The organism is Micromonospora sp. CPCC 206060 (assembly GCF_036906895.1).
Lineage (GTDB): Bacteria > Actinomycetota > Actinomycetes > Mycobacteriales > Micromonosporaceae > Micromonospora.
The window spans coordinates 18,123-34,877 of sequence record NZ_JBAKHU010000016.1; the positions used below are offsets into that span (position 1 = coordinate 18,123).

At 69.2% G+C, this 16,755-nt stretch carries 18 protein-coding genes and 1 pseudogene; 9 read left to right on the forward strand and 10 right to left on the reverse strand.

From position 1 onward, the window contains the following. Positions 1-22: 22 nt before the first annotated feature. The gene (locus V6U90_RS13360; protein ID WP_334435169.1) at positions 23-1,462 is read left to right on the forward strand and encodes a GuaB1 family IMP dehydrogenase-related protein; all 1,440 of its coding nucleotides are present in this window, start codon (positions 23-25) and stop codon (positions 1,460-1,462) included. 52 nt (positions 1,463-1,514) lie between these two features. On the opposite strand, the gene V6U90_RS13365 is transcribed toward V6U90_RS13360, so the two are convergent. Then, on the reverse strand, positions 1,515-2,273 hold the full coding sequence (locus V6U90_RS13365; RefSeq protein ID WP_334435172.1) for a hypothetical protein: 759 nt from the start codon (positions 2,271-2,273) through the stop codon (positions 1,515-1,517). A gap of 40 nt (positions 2,274-2,313) precedes the next feature. Further along, entirely contained in the window at positions 2,314-2,682 is a 369-nt protein-coding gene (locus V6U90_RS13370) for a hypothetical protein (RefSeq protein ID WP_334435175.1), read from the reverse strand. Between V6U90_RS13370 and V6U90_RS13375 the strand changes: the two are divergent. Beyond that, a pseudogene (locus V6U90_RS13375) lies at positions 2,632-2,907 on the forward strand (MarR family transcriptional regulator); the annotation flags it as partial. The gene V6U90_RS13370 and the pseudogene V6U90_RS13375 sit on opposite strands and share 51 nt — an antisense overlap. Before the next feature lie 119 nt (positions 2,908-3,026). Here the strand turns inward: V6U90_RS13375 and V6U90_RS13380 are convergent. After that, complete coding sequence (locus tag V6U90_RS13380) at positions 3,027-3,584, reverse strand: TetR/AcrR family transcriptional regulator (protein WP_334435177.1); 558 nt, start codon at positions 3,582-3,584, stop codon at positions 3,027-3,029. A gap of 87 nt (positions 3,585-3,671) precedes the next feature. Between V6U90_RS13380 and V6U90_RS13385 the strand changes: the two genes are divergently transcribed. The 4 genes from V6U90_RS13385 to V6U90_RS13400 all read left to right on the forward strand — a co-directional run bounded on the left by V6U90_RS13385 (position 3,672) and on the right by V6U90_RS13400 (position 8,532). Beyond that, positions 3,672-4,118, forward strand: a complete 447-nt coding sequence (locus V6U90_RS13385) for a DoxX family protein (RefSeq protein ID WP_334435179.1) — start codon at positions 3,672-3,674, stop codon at positions 4,116-4,118. A 24-nt stretch (positions 4,119-4,142) separates the two neighbouring features. Then, positions 4,143-4,640 carry a MarR family winged helix-turn-helix transcriptional regulator gene (locus V6U90_RS13390; protein WP_334435182.1) on the forward strand — a complete coding sequence of 166 codons (498 nt, stop codon included), beginning with the start codon at positions 4,143-4,145 and terminating at the stop codon, positions 4,638-4,640. Continuing rightward, complete coding sequence (locus V6U90_RS13395; protein WP_334435184.1) at positions 4,634-6,367, forward strand: ABC transporter ATP-binding protein; 1,734 nt, start codon at positions 4,634-4,636, stop codon at positions 6,365-6,367. The genes V6U90_RS13390 and V6U90_RS13395 overlap by 7 nt, the downstream gene beginning before the upstream one ends. Positions 6,368-6,504: 137 nt before the next feature. Next, positions 6,505-8,532: an ABC transporter ATP-binding protein gene (locus V6U90_RS13400; RefSeq protein WP_334435359.1), complete on the forward strand. Its 2,028-nt coding sequence runs from the start codon at positions 6,505-6,507 to the stop codon at positions 8,530-8,532. Here the strand turns inward: V6U90_RS13400 and thrS are convergent. After that, positions 8,501-9,703, reverse strand: coding sequence for a threonine--tRNA ligase (thrS, locus tag V6U90_RS13405; RefSeq protein WP_334435186.1), 1,203 nt, complete (start codon positions 9,701-9,703; stop codon positions 8,501-8,503). The two genes, V6U90_RS13400 and thrS, sit on opposite strands and share 32 nt — an antisense overlap. A 539-nt stretch (positions 9,704-10,242) precedes the next feature. Between thrS and V6U90_RS13410 the strand changes: the two genes are divergently transcribed. Then, complete coding sequence (locus tag V6U90_RS13410; RefSeq protein WP_334435189.1) at positions 10,243-10,893, forward strand: DedA family protein; 651 nt, start codon at positions 10,243-10,245, stop codon at positions 10,891-10,893. Positions 10,894-10,944: 51 nt separating this feature from the next. Here the strand turns inward: V6U90_RS13410 and V6U90_RS13415 are convergent, their stop codons facing one another. Beyond that, positions 10,945-11,379, reverse strand: coding sequence for a DNA-binding protein (locus V6U90_RS13415; RefSeq protein ID WP_334435192.1), 435 nt, complete (start codon positions 11,377-11,379; stop codon positions 10,945-10,947). 132 nt (positions 11,380-11,511) lie between these two features. Here V6U90_RS13415 and V6U90_RS13420 point away from each other — a divergent pair, with 132 nt between their 5' ends. Then, positions 11,512-13,014 (forward strand): sigma factor, encoded by a 1,503-nt coding sequence (locus V6U90_RS13420; RefSeq protein WP_334435195.1) that lies wholly within the window; start codon positions 11,512-11,514, stop codon positions 13,012-13,014. Positions 13,015-13,036: 22 nt separating this feature from the next. Here V6U90_RS13420 and V6U90_RS13425 read toward each other — a convergent pair whose 3' ends face one another. The 5 genes from V6U90_RS13425 to V6U90_RS13445 form a co-directional block, all read right to left on the reverse strand. After that, positions 13,037-13,225, reverse strand: coding sequence for a DUF397 domain-containing protein (locus V6U90_RS13425; RefSeq protein ID WP_334435198.1), 189 nt, complete (start codon positions 13,223-13,225; stop codon positions 13,037-13,039). Positions 13,226-13,356: 131 nt separating this feature from the next. Then, positions 13,357-13,746, reverse strand: coding sequence for a hypothetical protein (locus tag V6U90_RS13430; RefSeq protein WP_334435201.1), 390 nt, complete (start codon positions 13,744-13,746; stop codon positions 13,357-13,359). Between the two features lie 315 nt (positions 13,747-14,061). After that, positions 14,062-14,445 (reverse strand): hypothetical protein, encoded by a 384-nt coding sequence (locus V6U90_RS13435; protein ID WP_334435204.1) that lies wholly within the window; start codon positions 14,443-14,445, stop codon positions 14,062-14,064. A gap of 626 nt (positions 14,446-15,071) precedes the next feature. Beyond that, positions 15,072-15,593: an N-acetyltransferase gene (locus V6U90_RS13440; RefSeq protein WP_334435206.1), complete on the reverse strand. Its 522-nt coding sequence runs from the start codon at positions 15,591-15,593 to the stop codon at positions 15,072-15,074. Next, on the reverse strand, positions 15,590-15,880 hold the full coding sequence (locus tag V6U90_RS13445; RefSeq protein WP_334435208.1) for a type II toxin-antitoxin system TacA family antitoxin: 291 nt from the start codon (positions 15,878-15,880) through the stop codon (positions 15,590-15,592). The genes V6U90_RS13440 and V6U90_RS13445 overlap by 4 nt, the downstream gene beginning before the upstream one ends. 388 nt (positions 15,881-16,268) lie before the next feature. Here V6U90_RS13445 and V6U90_RS13450 point away from each other — a divergent pair, with 388 nt between their 5' ends. Then, positions 16,269-16,598 carry a hypothetical protein gene (locus V6U90_RS13450; RefSeq protein WP_334435212.1) on the forward strand — a complete coding sequence of 110 codons (330 nt, stop codon included), beginning with the start codon at positions 16,269-16,271 and terminating at the stop codon, positions 16,596-16,598. Positions 16,599-16,755 lie beyond the last annotated feature (157 nt).

The following is a 16,755-nucleotide window of genomic DNA, read 5'->3' on the forward strand; positions in this document are numbered from 1 at the left end:
CCAGGGCCGCCATGATGGCTCAGTGCGGTTTCTCAACGGCGCGGTACCCGCGCACGACCTGACCTACAACGACGTCTTCATGGCCCCGGCCCGCTCGGAGCTGGGTTCCCGGCTCGACGTGGACCTGGCCACCAGCGACGGCACGGGCACCACCATCCCGCTGGTGGTGGCGAACATGACCGCCGTGGCCGGCCGCCGGATGGCGGAGACCGTCGCCCGGCGCGGCGGGATCGTGGTGATCCCGCAGGACATCCCGATCGACGTGGTCGCCGAGGTCGTCGGCTGGGTCAAGCAGCGTCACCTGGTACACGACACGGCGATCACGCTCGGCCCGACCGACACCGTCGGCGACGCGATCCACCTGCTGCCGAAGCGGTCCCACGCGGCGGTGGTCGTGGTCGACGCCGAGCGGCGGCCGCTCGGGGTGGTCACCGAGGCGGACACCGTGGGCGTGGACCGGTTCGCCCAGCTCCGGCACGTCATGTCCACCGAGCTGCACACCGTACCCGCCGACGCGGACCCGCGTACCGGCTTCGACCGGCTGTCGCAGGGGCGGCGCCGGCTGGCCCCGGTGGTCGACGCCGACGGGCGCCTGGTCGGCGTACTCACCCGGCAGGGCGCGCTGCGGGCCACCCTGTACCGCCCGGCCGTCGACGACCGGGGACGGCTGCGGGTGGCGGCGGCCATCGGAATCAACGGCGACGTCACCGGCAAGGCTGCGGCGCTGCTGGCGGCCGGGGTGGACACCCTGGTGGTGGACACCGCACACGGGCACCAGGAACGGATGATCTCCGCCCTACGGGCGGTCCGCCGGCTGGACCCGGCGGTGCCGGTCGCCGCCGGCAACGTGGTCACCGCCGACGGGGTACGGGACCTGGTCGACGCGGGCGCCGACATCATCAAGGTCGGCGTCGGGCCGGGTGCCATGTGCACCACCCGGATGATGACCGGCGTCGGCCGGCCGCAGTTCTCCGCCGTCCTCGACTGCGCGGCGGCGGCCCGGCAACTCGGCCGGCACGTCTGGGCCGACGGCGGGGTGCGCCACCCCCGGGACGTGGCGCTCGCCCTGGCCGCCGGGGCATCCAACGTGATGATCGGCTCCTGGTTCGCCGGCACCTACGAGTCCCCCGGTGACCTCTACACCGACGCGGACGGGCGGCGGTACAAGGAGAGCTTCGGCATGGCGTCGGCGCGGGCGGTCAGTGCCCGTACCGCCGACGACAGTCCGTTCGACCGGGCCCGCAAGGCGGTCTTCGAGGAGGGCATCTCCTCGGCCCGGATGTATCTCGACCCGTCCCGCCCCGGCGTGGAGGACCTGATCGACGAGATCATCGCCGGGGTCCGCAGCGCCTGCACCTACGCCGGTGCGAAGAACCTCACCGAGTTCCACGAACGGGCGCTGATCGGCGTACAGAGCGCCGCCGGCTACACCGAGGGCATGCCGCTACCCACCAGCTGGTGAGACGTAAGGAAGGGCCCCTTCTTAACGTTTTTGGTAGAGGAAGGGCCCCTTCTTAACAGGTCGACATCCGCCTGTCCGGGACAGCCTGCTCAGCGGGTACGCGCCGCATCAGCCCGTCCGCGTAGCGAAACTCGCCCGCCTCGGCCAGTACCCGGGCCAACTCCACCGGGGCCTGTGCCGGGTTGACCGACGCCGGAACCGCGATCTGCTCCAGCCGTACCCGATGGATGCGGGCGTGGAAGGAGCGGTCGAACGGAGCCCTCAGGTCGTGGTAGCTGAGTGCGATCCGGCCCTGCCAGCCCACGTCGAACGCGCCACCGGGCGCCTGGCGGAAGGCGATGCGGTGCGCGGCGACCGTGTCGTGGCCCAGCAGATAGATCCCGAAGGCGCGGTCGTAGTCCTCGTCGTCCTGATCGGCACCGGCGTTGTCCGGCGCGTCGGGAAGCTGGTCGACCAGGAACTCCCGACCGTCCAGCGCGCCCAGCGTGAGCGGCCGGTCGGGGGTGCCGACCAGGAAGCCGTAGTGGCCCCAGTGGGTCGAGGAGAGCGTGCAGGCGTGGTAGTTGTGCCACACGTCGGGCGAGGTCCAGCCGGCGGGGTCGTGGTCCGTCGCGTCCACCGGACCCGGCGGCGGGTCGGGGTGGTCGGCGGTCCGCAGATGCAGGTCGAACCAGAGCTGGGGCCCCGGCTCCAGCCGACCGGTCCACTCGAAAGCACTGATCTGGTGGCCGGCCGGCCATGGGTTACCCGGGAAGACGATGACGTCCCCCGGCACAGGCTCCGCCGCACGGTCCGCCGCAGAATTGATCATCTGTGCATGGTGCCAGGCACGGTCCACCCGGAGATCCAGGTCACCGCCCGGACGGTTGGCCGGCGGGCAGCCGCGTACCGGCGACCAGGCCGATGACCAGGAAGCCTACGGTGACGAGAGCGGCGTACCGGGTGGCGTCGGTAAACGCGACCCGGGCGTCCTCGGCAGCCCGGGGCGGTCCGGGGCTCCGCCGCCGGACCGGTGATGGTCGCCCCGGCGCTCCCTTCACCGCGTCGACGATCGGCTCCTGCCCGCCGGGATCGAGTCCGGGCTGGTCGTCGAGCCGGTTGCTGAGGATGCCGCCGAGGCTGGCGAAGAGCACGGTGCCGAGCCCGGCGATGCCGAGCGTGGAGCCGACCTGGCCCGCCGGCTCGGCATCGGTACGACCGACGCCGCAGCGATCGACCACCTCTTCGCCAGCCCCGCACCGCTCGGGCCCGTGGGACGGGTCCCGCCCCGAGCGACCGCCGGCTGGTCCGGGCTGGGTACCTGGAACGGCCCTCGCGCCCGATACTCGACGGCGTGGGGCGGGCGGCGGCCCGGCTGCCCGGAGCAGGCGGCGGCGACCGCCGAGTTCCTGCACGCGGTGGCCGAGGTGATGCGGGAGTACGCGGTCAGCACGCCAACCGGTCCCGACGACGACCCCGACCTCGACGCGTACCCGGGGGCGTGGCCCGCTGATCCCCGCCCTCAGGTGTTAATAAGGGGCCCTTCCTCTACCGAAAGCGTTAATGGGGGGCCCTTCCTTACATCTCAGCGGAAGAGGAGGGGGATGACGTTGCGGGCGGCGGTCTCGGGGTCGGTGCCGACCTCGGCGGGGAGCGCGCCGGAGAGCCACAGGGTGGCGAAGCCGTGCACGATCGACCAGGTGGCGAGCCGGGTGGCCTGCGGGTCGCTGGCGCTGGCGTCCGGATTGCGGGCGATGGCCTCCCGGAGGGCGGCGGTGGCGCGGTCCCGGGCGGCGGTGACCTCGGGAAGGTCCCGGCGGTAGAGCCCGGGGGCGAACATCACCTCGAAGTGGGCCCGGTGCCGGACGGCGAAGCGCACGTAACCGACGCCGGCCTCCAGCAGGTCGGTGCCGGACTGTCTCAGTTCCTCGGCGAGCAGGTCGAATCCCTGGGCGGCGAGGGCGGTGAGCAGGCCGGCCTTGTCGCCGAAGTGGTGGGCGGGGGCGGCGTGCGAGACGCCGGCCCGGCGGGCCAGGTCGCGCAGGCTGAGTGCGGCCGGGCCGGACTCGGCGATCGCGTCGACCGCCGACGCCAGCAGGGCCCGCCGCAGGTCACCGTGGTGGTACGCCTTGGTTGCGCTCACCACGCCACCCTATCTTGTCATTGACAGGATTCGCAGGCGGTGCCAATCTTGGCAGTGACAAGTTGCCTGGGAGAAGCGGAGAACGCCATGGCCCCCCTGATCGCCCTGATCGCCGGCTTCCTGGTCGCCCGGCTGGCCGGGCTGGCCGGCGTCGACGCACTGGACGGCTGGCACCCGGCTCTCCGCGTCGGCCTGGCCGGGATGTTCGTCCTCACCGGCACCGCCCACTTCGCCGCCGGCCGCCGGGGCGACCTGATCGCCATGGTGCCGCCCCGACTACCCCGCCCCGACCTGCTGGTCACCCTGACGGGAGTGCTGGAACTGGCCGGCGCGGTCGGCCTGCTGGTGCCGGTCACCGCCCCCTGGGCAGCCGCCGGGCTGGCCCTGCTCATGCTCGCCATGTTCCCGGCGAACGTGTCAGCCGCCCGGCGCGGGCTGACCCTGGGCGGCCGGCCGGTCACCCCGCTCGGCATCCGTACCGTCCTGCAACTGCTCTTCCTGGCCGCCGCAGCCGGAATTCTGTTTGGCTCCTAACATTCAGGCAGCTAACATGTTCCGGTGAGCTGGGACGAACTGGACGACGCACCACTCGGCCGGCTGCTCAGCATCGCCGGTCACCTCGCCACCCAGCGCTGGAGCCGCTACCTCGCCGAGCAGCACGGGCTCACCGTGGCCGGCATGGCGGCCCTGGTCGCCCTGCACCGGCACGGCGAGTTGACCCACCGCGCCCTGGCCGACCACTGCTTCGTCCGCCCGGCCACCGCCACCGGGATCATCGACACCCTCGAACGGGACGGCCTGGTGGAGCGACGCCGCAGCGACACCGACCGCCGTACGATCCGACTCGCGCTCACCCCGGCCGGGGTGGACCGGATGGCGACCATCGCCCGGCTGATAGGTACGAACGCACCCCTCACCTCGGTCGACGCCGATCCGGCGCAGGCGGCGGTGATCCGCAGATTCCTGCTCGAACTCATCCAGACCATGTCCTGCGGGGAGGGCACCACGTTGAACCAACCACACCGGCCCGCCGACCCGGGGAGTGGCCGATGCTGATCCGGCTGCTCCGCACCCACCTCCGGCCGTACCGCCGGCCGCTGCTGCTCGTCGTACTGCTGCACCTGGTCGGCACCATCGCCCTGCTCTACCTGCCGAGCCTCAACGCCGACATCATCGACCGGGGCATCGCCCGGGGCGACACCGGCTACATCCTCACTACCGGCGGTTGGATGCTGCTGGTCAGCGCGGTGCAGATCGCCACCGCGATCGTGGCGGTACGCCTCGGCTCGCGGGTCGCAATGAGCTTCGGACGGGATGTCCGGGCCGCCGTGTTCAGCCGGGTGATGAGCTTCTCCACCCGCGAGGTCGCCCACTTCGGCGCACCGTCCCTGATCACCCGCAACACCAACGACGTGCAGCAGGTGCAGATGCTCGTCGTACTGGGCAGCACCCTGCTGGTCGGGGCGCCGATCATGATGGTCGGTGGCGTCATCATGGCGCTGCGCGAGGACGCCGGCCTCTCCTGGCTGATGGTGGTCAGCGTGCCGGTGCTCGGCGTCGCACTCGGCCTGATCAGCGGCCGGATGGTCCCCCAGTTCCGGCTCATGCAGACCCGGGTGGACACGGTCAACCGGGTGCTGCGCGAGCAGATCACCGGCATCCGGGTGGTCCGGGCGTTCGTCCGCGAGCCGTACGAGACCGAGCGGTTCGCCGTCGCCAACGCCGACCTGACCGCCACCGCACTGCGTACCGGTCGACTGATGGCCCTGGTCTTCCCGATCGTGATGCTGGTGCTCAACGTCTCCAGCGTCGCCGTGCTCTGGTTCGGCGCGTCCCGGATCGAAACCGGCGAGATCGAGGTCGGTGCGCTGACCGCGTTCCTCAGCTACCTGATGCAGATCCTGATGTCGGTGATGATGGCGACGTTCATGCTGATGTCGGTGCCCCGGGCGGCAGTCTGCGCCGAGCGGATCACCGAGGTGCTGGACACCCACACCTCGGTCACCCCACCCGCGCAGCCGGTCGGCGAGGTATCCGGCCACGGGGAGCTGGAGCTGCGCGACGTCGAGTTCCGGTACCCGGGCGCGGCGGCCCCGGTGCTGCGGGACGTCTCGTTCCGGGCCGAGGCGGGACGGACCACCGCGATCATCGGCAGCACCGGTGCCGGGAAGACCACCCTGCTGAACCTGGTCCCCCGGCTGGTCGACGTGACCTCCGGTGCGGTACTCGTGGACGGCGTCGACGTCCGGGAGCTCGACCCGGACCTGCTCTGGGGCCGGATCGGGCTGGTACCGCAGCGGCCGTACCTCTTCTCCGGGACGGTGGCCAGCAACCTGCGCTACGGCAACCCGGACGCCGGTGACGACGAGCTGTGGGCGGCGCTGGAGACCGCCCAGGCCCGGGACTTCGTCGAGGCCATGCCGGGCGGGCTGGACGCCCCCATCGCGCAGGGCGGCACCAACATCTCCGGCGGTCAGCGGCAACGGCTGGCCATCGCCCGGGCCCTGGTCCGGCGACCGGAGATCTACCTCTTCGACGACTCGTTCAGCGCGCTCGACCTGGGCACGGACGCCCGGCTGCGGGCCGCCCTGCGGGAGGTCACCGCCGACGCCGCCGTGGTGATCGTCGCCCAGCGGGTCTCCACCATCATCGACGCGGACCAGATCATCGTGTTGGAGGACGGAACCGTGGTCGGTCGGGGCCGACATGACGAACTACTCGCCACCTGTCCGACGTACGCCGAGATCGTCGCCTCCCAGCTCGCCTCGGCGGTGACGGCATGACCGGGCCGCAGGTGACGACCACGCCGGCCGGGGGCGCACGCCCGGCGGCGACCGCGCAGCCCGGCGGGAAGCCCGGGGGTACGACGCCGGAGCGGCTGCCCGCGGCCGGGGCCGGCGGCCGGGGTGGCCCGCCCTGGATGAGCGCGGCCATGCCGGCCGAGCGCTCGATGAACTTCGGCCCGTCGGCCCGCCGGCTGATCGGCCGGCTCCGCCCCTACCGGGTGCCGCTGTTCGGGGTGATCTCGCTCGCCGTGCTCAGCGTCGCCCTCAACGTCATCGGGCCGAAGGTGCTCGGGTGGGCCACCGACGTGATCTTCGCCGGGGTGCTCGGTGAGCGGCTGCCGGAGGGGGTGACCCTGGAGCAGGCCGTGGCGCAGGCCCGGGCGACCGGCGACGACAACTTCGCCGACATGCTGCTGCGGATGCAGGTAATACCGGGGGTGGGGATCGACTTCTCCCGACTGGCCTGGATCCTGCTGATCGCCCTCGGCATCTACCTCGTGGCCAGCCTGCTCGGCTGGTGGCAGGGGTACCTGCTCAACGATGTCGTCCAGCAGGCCATCCTGAAGCTGCGGGCCGACGTCGAGGCCAAGATCAACCGCCTGCCGCTGCCCTACTTCGACCGGCAGCCCCGGGGTGAGCTGCTCAGCCGGGTCACCAACGACATCGACAACATCTCGCAGAGCCTCCAGCAGACGATGAGCCAGCTTCTCACCTCGCTGCTCACCGTGGTCGGCGTACTCACCATGATGTTCGTGGTGTCGCCGCTGCTGGCGGTGATCGCCCTGGTCGCGGTACCGCTGTCGGTGGTGGTGACCAAGCAGATCGCCAAGCGCTCGCAGAAACAGTTCATCGCCCAGTGGACGCACACCGGTCAGCTCAACGCCCAGATCGAGGAGGCATTCACCGGCCACGAGCTGGTCAAGGTCTTCGGTCGGCAGCGTGAGGTGGAGGCCGCCTTCGCCGGGAAGAACGAGGAGCTGTACCGGGCGAGCTTCGGCGCCCAGTTCATCTCCGGGATCATCATGCCGTCGATGATGTTCATCGGGAACCTCAGCTACGTGGTGGTCGCGGTGGTCGGTGGCCTCCGGGTCGCGTCCGGGGCGATGAGCCTCGGTGACGTGCAGGCGTTCATCCAGTACTCCCGGCAGTTCACCCACCCGCTGACCCAGGTCGCGTCGATGGCGAACCTGCTCCAGTCCGGGGTGGCCTCGGCCGAGCGGGTCTTCGACCTGCTCGACGCCGAGGAGCAGACCCCCGACCCGGCCAGCCCGGTCCGGGTGGACCAGCCGCACGGCCGGGTGGAGTTCGAGCAGGTCTCCTTCCGGTACACCCCGGAGAAGCCGCTGATCGAGGACCTGTCCCTGGTCGCCGAGCCCGGGCACACCGTGGCCATCGTCGGGCCGACAGGTGCCGGCAAGACCACCCTGGTCAACCTCATCATGCGGTTCTACGAGCTGGACGCGGGACGGATCACCCTGGACGGGGTGGACATCACCGCGATGCGCCGGGACGAGCTGCGCGGCGCCATCGGCATGGTGCTCCAGGACGCGTGGCTCTTCGGCGGGACGATCCGCGACAACATCGCGTACGGCCGGCCGGACGCCACCGAGGAGGAGATCCTTGCCGCGGCGAAGGCGACCTTCGTCGACCGGTTCGTCCGCAGCCTGCCCGACGGGTACGACACCGTGATCGACTCGGAGGGCGGCAACGTCAGCGCCGGGGAGAAGCAGCTCATCACCATCGCCCGGGCGTTCCTGGCCAATCCATCGCTGCTGATCCTGGACGAGGCGACCAGCTCGGTGGACACCCGTACGGAGGTGCTGCTGCAGCACGCGATGGCCGCCCTCCGCTCGGACCGGACCAGTTTCGTCATCGCCCACCGGCTGTCGACGATCCGGGACGCCCACCTGATCCTGGTGATGGAGGACGGCCGGATCGTCGAACAGGGCACCCACGACGAGTTGCTCGCCGCCGGGGGCGCCTACCACCGGCTCTACCACGCGCAGTTCAGCCAGCCGGTGACCGAGGTACCCGCTGAAGAGGCGGAGGCGTCCGGTGCAGCAGCGCCTCCGGCCGGGGTGTTAGGAGGGGGCCCTTCCTATACCGAAAGCGATAAGAAGGGGCCCTTCCTTACCAGCGGGGGGACGCCTCGTCAGCGATGAGCCGGACCGCCTCGGCGACGGGTATCGCGTCGCCGAGGCGGGTGGCCGGGCCTCGTCGGCGCAGGGAGACCTGGCCGGCGGCGGCCTCCCGGGCGCCGAGCACCGCGACGTAGGGCACCTTCCGTTCGGCGGCCCGCCGGATCCGGACGCCGAGGGTACCGTCGCCGTGCAGGTCGGCGCGCAGCCCGGCGGCTACACAGTCCCGGACGAAAGCGTCGGCGACGGGCTGCTGGGCGGCGTCGACCGGGAGCACCACCACCTGGGTCGGGGCGTACCAGGCGGGGAAGGCCCCGCCGTGCGCCTCGATCAGGTACGCGAAGAGCCGTTCCATGCTGCCGACCAGGCTGCGGTGCACCATGACCGGCCGGCTCCGGCCGCCCGAGCGGTCCCGGTAGGACAGGTCGAACCGCTCCGGTTTGTCGAAGTCGAGCTGGATGGTGGAGAGGGTGGACTCCCGGCCGGCGGCGTCCCGGATCTGAATGTCGATCTTCGGGCCGTAGAAGGCGGCCTCACCGGGTGCCTCGTGGTAGTCGATCCCGTCCAGTGCGGCCCGGAGCAGTTCCTCGGCCCGGTGCCACATCTCGTCGTCCCCGATGTACTTCTCCCCCGGTCCGCGCAGCGACAACCGGTACCCGGACGGCTGCACGCCCAGCGCGGCATGGGCCACCCGGATCAGTCGTAGCACCTCGGCGACCTCCGCACCGACCTGGTCGAGGGCGCAGAAGGTGTGCGCGTCGTTGAGCGAGATGGCGCGTACCCGGCTGAGCCCACCGAGCACCCCGGAACGCTCCGCCCGGTACATCCCGCCGATCTCGGCGATCCGCAGCGGCAGGTCCCGGTAGGAACGGCCGCGCGCCCGGTACACCAGTGCGTGGTGCGGGCAGAGCGACGGGCGCAGGACGAACTCGTCGTCGGCGCTGAGCGACATCACCGGGAACATCTCGTCGGCGAAGTGGCCGAGGTGTCCGGAGAGTTCGAAGAGTTCCCGGCGGCCCAGCGGTGGCGAGTAGACATGCTGGTAGCCGGCCCGGCGCTCCAGCTCGCGCAGGTAGGACTCGACCGCGTGCCGGGCGGCGGCCCCGGCCGGCAGCCAGAGCGGCAGGCCGGCGCCGGACAGCGGGTCGGAGTCGAAGAGGTCCAGCTCACGGCCGAGCCTACGGTGGTCGATCATCGTGTTCTCCTTGATCGGGTACGGCCAGTGGGGCGACCGGTGCGATGGGCCCGACCCGGGATACGGCGAGGGCCCCGGGCGGATCGCCCGGGGCCCTCGTCGACGGATGGTCGCGTCAGTACGGCTCGCCGGGTTCTCCCGGCGTCGTGGTGAGGACCGCACTGTGCATAGCGGGAACGCTACGCCGATCGGTTGGCGTGTGTACCACGATTTCCGGCGGCCTGGGGCGGCCCGCCGGCACGGGACCTGCCGGCGGACCGCAGCGCACCCGCCGTCAGGAACGGGGGACCTGACGGGTCGGACAACGCGCCGACAACGGTACGCCGCCACGGAGCGTTCTGCCGCCCGCAACGCGAAATCCCTTGTGCCACAAGCGTTTCGGTGAAATTTGCAATATCCGACGGCTGTCGCCGCCCGTGGTACGGGTCACCTGTGGCCAGGGCTGTCACCATCGGTGATGGCCGGCGCGGCACGCTCAACGACGATCCGCAACCGGCCCGAACCGTGGTCCCAACCGGCCCGAACCGTCGAGGTGGCCCGTGCCCGAACTCCTCCTGGAAGTCGCGTCGCCCGTGTGGGCGTACGTGGCGCTGCTCGGGCTGCTGGTGCTGGACGCGTTCGTCCCGATCGTACCGACCCAGGCCATCATGATCACTGGCGGGGCGCTGACCGTGTACGGCGGGCTGAGCCTGCCGGTGACCATCGCGGTCGGCGCGCTCGGGGTGTTCATCGGCGACCTCGCCTGCTACCTGCTCGGGCGGTCGGCGCCCCGGCGGTCCGGGCGGGACGACCGGGCGGGTACGCCGGGGCGGGTACGCCGGGCCGCCGGACGGGTCACCCGGGGCCTGCGCCGCCCCGGGCCGCTGGTGATCCTGCTGTGCCGGTTCGTACCCGGTGGCCGGATGGCGGCCTGCTTCTCGGCCGGGCGCAGTCAGTACCCGTACCGGCTCTTCCTGCTCTACGAGGCGACCGCCGCGCTGGGCTGGGCCACGTACGGCGCCCTGGTCGGGCACCTCGGCGGGGCGGCGTTGACCGGGTCGGCCTGGCAGTTGGCGCTGGTCGCGGCGGGTGCCGCTGGCGGGTTCACGCTGATGGGCTGGGTGTTGAACCGGTACACCGGGCGCACCCCGGTGCAGGCCGACGAACTGGCCCTGCCGGTGGAGGCCGAGGATCTCGCCCTGCACGGCTGACCAGCGGTCCCGGTCGAGCAGCCGGATCAGCGGTACATCCTTCGGTGTACGTCAGTCGTCGTCGGTGTTGCCGGCGGCGACCCGCCCGGAGAGCCGCTCGTAGCGCTGCCGGGCGGCCTGGACGCTGCCGAGGCCCAGCCCGAAGGCGATCGCCTGCCAGGTCAGGCCCCGGCTGCGGGCCAACTGGAGCAGCCCGGCCTCCAGCGCGTCGATCTCGGCCCGGACGTGCGGGATGAGGGTGAGCGCGGCGGTCAGGTCGGCCGGGTCGACCGATTTCTCACCCGGCTCGGGCTGGGCGCCTCCGCTGAGCAGTGCGGTCACCAGGCAGACCGCCTCGTACGGGTCGAGCACCGTCGGGTGGGACCAGCGGCGACGCCGCTCGTCGGTGTCGGCGTGCCGCTCGGTGATCCGGGCCAGGGCGGCGTACTGCCGGTGGGCGCGGAGCTGGCCGGCGTTGGGTGGGGTGAAGGGGTCATCAGCAGTCACCCTTTAAACATAACCCTGACAACGCAGTGATGTGAACAGAATATTCAACAGCGTTGTCTCGTGCTCCGCTCTCAACCTGACGGCGGCCAGCCGCGTCATGTTCGGTGACAGGCACTACAAAGGGGGCAGCACGTGAGTGATGGCGGGTTCCGCGAATTCGTGGAGATCCACTACGCGGACCTGCTGCGTACCGCGTACCTGCTGACCGGCGCCCGCGACACCGCGCAGGACCTGGTGCAGAACGCCCTGCTGAAGGCGTTACGCCGGTGGCGGAGCGTGGACGACCCGAAGGCGTACGTCCGACGGATGGTCATCCTGCTGGCCGTGGTGTTGGTGAGCCCGGCGGTGCTGGGCTACGGCCCAGCCGGACTCGACGGTTGGCCCGGCGGGCGGTCCGCAGGTGAGGGCTACCCGGTCGACTCGGAATGGACGTGGCGTCTGATCGGGTCACCGACCCGCGGCAACCTGGCCGACGATCCGGCTCTTGTCGCCGCCCTGACCCGCGCCTTCGACGAGGAACGTGGTGAGACCCGGATGGCCTCGTCACTGCCGAAGGTCAAGGTGCTCTTCGTCCACGAGTTCACCTCCTCGCGTTCCGTAGTGGTCGCGTACTACTCGGACTCGGCCGCCGCCCTGGTCAGCAGAACGGCACGTCGCGGCGCCCCGGCCGACACGCTGGTGTCGGCGAGCGGGTTGGCCAACGCGCGGCTGGCCCCCTTCACGGTGACCGGCGCGTCCCTCGGCAGCGGTGATGGCTGGTCGGCGGACTGGCTGCTCGGCCTGGCACCGGCGGGCTGCACGGTACGGACGTCCCACGCCGCGACCATCACCACCGATGGCACCGTCACGCGGACCTGGCAACCCAGTCCGACCGGGGACTATCTGCTGCGCGAGAATCGTTCCGCCGGGGAGCTGTGGCAGGTCATCTGCGACGGAATGGTGCGCCACCAGGGGCCGGTGGGCGATGGCGTGGACGAAATCACCGGCCGGCCGGAGGCCGGCAGTCCACGACCGTCGAGCCGGGTACCCGGCGAGGTGGATGAGGCGACGGCCCGCGCCGCGCTGGCCTCGTACCGGACTCTGGTCGATGCGGCCGGGCTGGTCGCGGGCGATCCGGTCGTGCTCTGGGGTGGCCCGGTCCCGGACAGGCAACGGTCGACGCCTGCGGTGCTGATCGGTCCGGCCGACGGCCCCGGTCCGGTGGTGCTCCAGGTCGGCGCTAACCCGAAAGCCCTGGTGGCGCTGGCCAACCCGGAACACGCCACCCCGGACGACACCGAGACGGAGGCGGCCAGCCGAACAGACTGGTCGCTGGTCTCGACGGGCCTGTTGGACCCGACCGGCTTCGCAGCGGTACGCATACCCGAGCGCGAGGGTGGGCACGCCGTTCTCAGCGAGCGCCTGCTCATCGTCGGCCCCCCGGAGGCGGTACTTGTAGAGGCCGACGACCAAGACCGCAAAGTGGTCCAGTCCGGCCCGTTGGCCAACGGGGCCGGACTGACCGTTGCCCCGCTGAACATGCACGTGGCCGTGCGGACGTTGGACGCGAGCGGCAAGACGATCACCTCGGTGTGGCTACCGGAACCCACCAAGAGTGAGCGCCTCTTCGGCGAGGAACTCATCTCGAACTGGTGACGGCCCGTTCCCCATCGTGTCGCTACTTGGCGGGTGGGGCGGTGAGGAAGGCCCGCCAGGCGGCGGGGTCGAAGGTGAGTACCGGGCCGGCCGGGTCCTTGCTGTCCCCTACCCCGATCACACCCGGCAGGTTCCCGGCCACCTCGACACAGTTGCCGCCCTGGGTGTTGCTGCGGCTGCTCTTACGCCAGACCGCGCCGGTCAACTCCATCGCCGCACCCCTTCCCTGATCAACTCGATGGACTGCTGGTGGGACAGCGCCTCGCTCCGGATCGACTCCCACACCTGCGCGCTTGTTGCCTGCCACAGAAGCCGGCTGACCGCTTCACGAACACAATCGCGTCAATCAAGCCGGACTTCGTTGCCGACCTGCAGCTCAGCCAGTAGAGCCAACCATCTCAGCGCTTCGAACGGAATCGGATCATCGTCATGCTCAAGGTAAAACCATGAGACAATGCCCGCTCTCATTGATACGGGCGTCACTGATGCTCCAAAACTCGTTGCCCGAAGAGAACCAGTGAAACCAGCTGGAAGCAGTCCAGCCAGATTCCCGCTCGAAGGCCAGCGGTCAGGCGCGGCTTGCCATTGCACAAGCCACGCCTCATCCTCCTCGACCGTCCGCTCAGGCGCGAATGCATCGACCAGCCAACGCGGAGCCATCTGAAGCACAGCTTCAGAATCGGCGTCATCGCGACCCTTAAGCATCAGAAGAAGATCCGCAGTCTCGCTCACCCTGCCCAGTCTCAGCAATCAGCTCGACACTGGTCTTCATCAAACAATTCTCCAGGCCAGATCTGAGCGGACCACCCGACCCGCCAAGAGTCGCACTCCTTCTTTCTATCCGATCGCTCCCCGCGCGCACGCCGGCATCAACGGATGATCCCATATCCCCAGCATCACGAGGTGGCAGATATCGACGTTCCTCCGCCAATGATCAGCTGACATCAACCGTGACAGCAACTCGGATGTACGCCCATGACCCACAGCGCTTCGACGGAGCCGCGACAGGACGGCACGCCGCGCTCCGCCACATACGCTCACCACCTTTCACGAGAGGCCGCACTCCATTTCTAACTGCTCGCAGATTGCATCTAGCTCCGCTTCGCCAAGTTCCGGAACAACCCAGCCATGCGAAGCCATATGAGCCAGGAATTCGTCAGGAAGAACGACATGATAGGTCCTCAGATAATACACTAAATCACTCGGCCAAATCCATTTACCGTCCGTCAGGGTGGAGTACTGACAGATTATTTTGGCCTGACGACCGAGCAGATCATGCACCCAGCCAGGTGAGACCAATACGGTCATTCCCTGCTCGAGGTAACGCACCGCCATGGGTTCCCACGAATATTGCGTCGACCCTGCAGCGGCCGAGACGTCTTCCGCAGACTTGTAGAAGCCAACCTGCTTTAGCTGGGCACTACCGGTCACCTACCACCTCCGGGTTGGAAGGTCTGCCATCCTCCGCCAGTATAGGGCGGCCCCAACGGAGCCCCATCGGCACCGACACTCAGGCGACCATTGCGCCAGACATACAGATATCCGGTAGGAGCCATCACATCCACGCCCATTTTATTCGCCAAGTCTTGCGCAAATGCCCCCGAAGAGGAGCCCGTATTACATGAGCAGAGCCTAATAGGCGCTCCATTATAATTCGGGTCATTCTTAATCATCCTCGCGAGAACCCGATGATTAATCAGACTAGCGCCACCCTCAGCCGCATTAAACGAAGGAGCAACACCATTCGCCGATCCGTGAATCCATACGTCATGGAATCCTGATTTGGGACTCACCTTCGGTACAAGCAAATTGAGCTGGTCGCCGGCATCAAAGAAGTTGGAGGATCCGCAGTTATGGACGAGGACCGGCGTGTTGCCGGCGATCACATAGTACGTGTGGGATTGTCATGGCTTACCCGGAGAGTGGCCTACGACTTCATGGCCTCTCACCTGGCCTTCCTCGCTCACCAACGCCGTCCCGGCCCGTTGTGGGTCACTCTTGACGGCAACGGTGACGGCAGCCTGGACAGACAACCACGTGCGTTCGGCGTCGGATTGTCAACCGTTGAGCGCGCGGCGCAGATCTTTCATCAACAGCAGCAGGTGCATCGGATCGGTGGGGCTGGCCTCAAACTTGGCCAACCGCAGGTAGAAGTCGCGGGCGGCTTCGCTCTCGCAATGGATGAGCACCGCCCGTACGCCGATGACCTCCCCGGCTGTTGCGATCCGCCGCAGGGCGTCGACCACCAAGCCCCGCCCCAACCCGACGCCCTGGGCGGATCGGTCAACGCCAAGCCGAGTCAGGATCACCACCGGTTGGTAGTAGCGGCCGGCACCCTGCCTCAGCCGCGGGGAGGCATCGGCCGGAGCAACGCTACCCGCCGCGAGGGCGTAGTAGCCGGCCACCCGCTGACCAGGGTGGTCGACGTCCCGCACCACGTACACCCGGGACAGCCCCGCCCGGTGGGCCTGCAAGGCATGCTCGACCAGCCACACCGACTGCGCCCGCGACCCACAGTCAAACCCGGCCAGCGCATGCCCGGCTGACAACGGCTCGACCGGCGAGAAACGAGAACTCACCGCCCTGCACCGCCCGCCGGCGGATCAAGCACCGTCGGACCGGTCAACAACTCCCGCAACCCGGCGACATCCTGCGCCGGGCCCTGCAACGCCTCGTCGAAGACCCGCCAGGCATCCTCGTCCAGCAGGAACACCCGCCGGTCGGCAAGTACATCCGCCGCCGCCTCGGTGGCCGCCTTCAACACGAACGTCGACACGCTGTCCCCGGCTGCTTCGCTGGCCGCCTCCAGCAACGCCTTCTGCTGCTCATCCAGCCGTAGGTGCAGCCGCTCCGCCTTGGCATTCACACCCAAAGTGTACGCACAACGTACGCCACCCGCAAGCCCGATTGACACCACGATCATTCGCGAGGCGCCAGCCCAAGATCCCAAGATCCGACTCGCCCAAAATTGCTCTACAGGATCAAGACGGCCCGGCCGAAGCCGGGCCGCGCGTACGCCGTCATCGCCGACCGCTCAACCACGTCCAGTGTGCCGAATGGGCTTCGCTCGAATGGACGATCGCGTAGCTGCCACAGGGATCCAAGACTGACACCCCGCCAACCGTCGGCACATCGCCGTGACCCCACTCGCCGCAAGGCATCGACTCAAATCGAGCGAAGCGCTCGCGTGACGGCAATCCTGACGGCAACGTAAGCGCGCCAGGAAAGCTGCCGACACAGTTCGGTCACCGACTGTGACCATCCATCAGGTAGCCGCGTACATGCTCAAACATTTCTTTGACGTCCAGTTCGAACTGCAGTGGCACCACCCCCGCCAACGTAACAACCTCGTACAGTTACGCGATGCCGCCATTCATCCCATGCCCGTATTGGACTCCGAATTCTGCTCGGACGGGTCCGCGTGCCGGCACCCTTCTCCACCACCAACCGCGACTAGGATCTTGCCGTCCGTCAGCTCGCTCAACGCAACCATCATCATCGCGTTCCGTAAAGTCAATGAAGAGCTGGTCAACTTCTGCGACGACCGAATTGATTTGGTCTTTCCGTATCGGATCGACACGTGAAATAGCCGCCGCAAGCCGGTCCCGAAGAATAAGCGCTGCGATGTAGTCGTGCGCCCCCCAGGTCGAGCGGTCGCCAGGAGGCGCCGAAAGGTCCGCCGCAAACTTTGACAGGTGCTCCCACCACGCCCTAAGCAGATCCATCACACCGAGACTGACC

What these genes read in the sequence shown, in the direction of transcription:
- V6U90_RS13365 (WP_334435172.1), bottom strand. Translation starts at nt 2,273, where the DNA reads ATGATCAATTCTGCGGCGGACCGTGCGGCGGAGCCTGTGCCGGGGGAC.
- V6U90_RS13385 (WP_334435179.1), top strand. Translation starts at nt 3,672, where the DNA reads ATGGCCCCCCTGATCGCCCTGATCGCCGGCTTCCTGGTCGCCCGGCTG.
- V6U90_RS13395 (WP_334435184.1), top strand. Translation starts at nt 4,634, where the DNA reads ATGCTGATCCGGCTGCTCCGCACCCACCTCCGGCCGTACCGCCGGCCG.
- V6U90_RS13400 (WP_334435359.1), top strand. Translation starts at nt 6,505, where the DNA reads ATGAGCGCGGCCATGCCGGCCGAGCGCTCGATGAACTTCGGCCCGTCG.
- thrS (WP_334435186.1), bottom strand. Translation starts at nt 9,703, where the DNA reads ATGATCGACCACCGTAGGCTCGGCCGTGAGCTGGACCTCTTCGACTCC.
- V6U90_RS13425 (WP_334435198.1), bottom strand. Translation starts at nt 13,225, where the DNA reads ATGGAGTTGACCGGCGCGGTCTGGCGTAAGAGCAGCCGCAGCAACACC.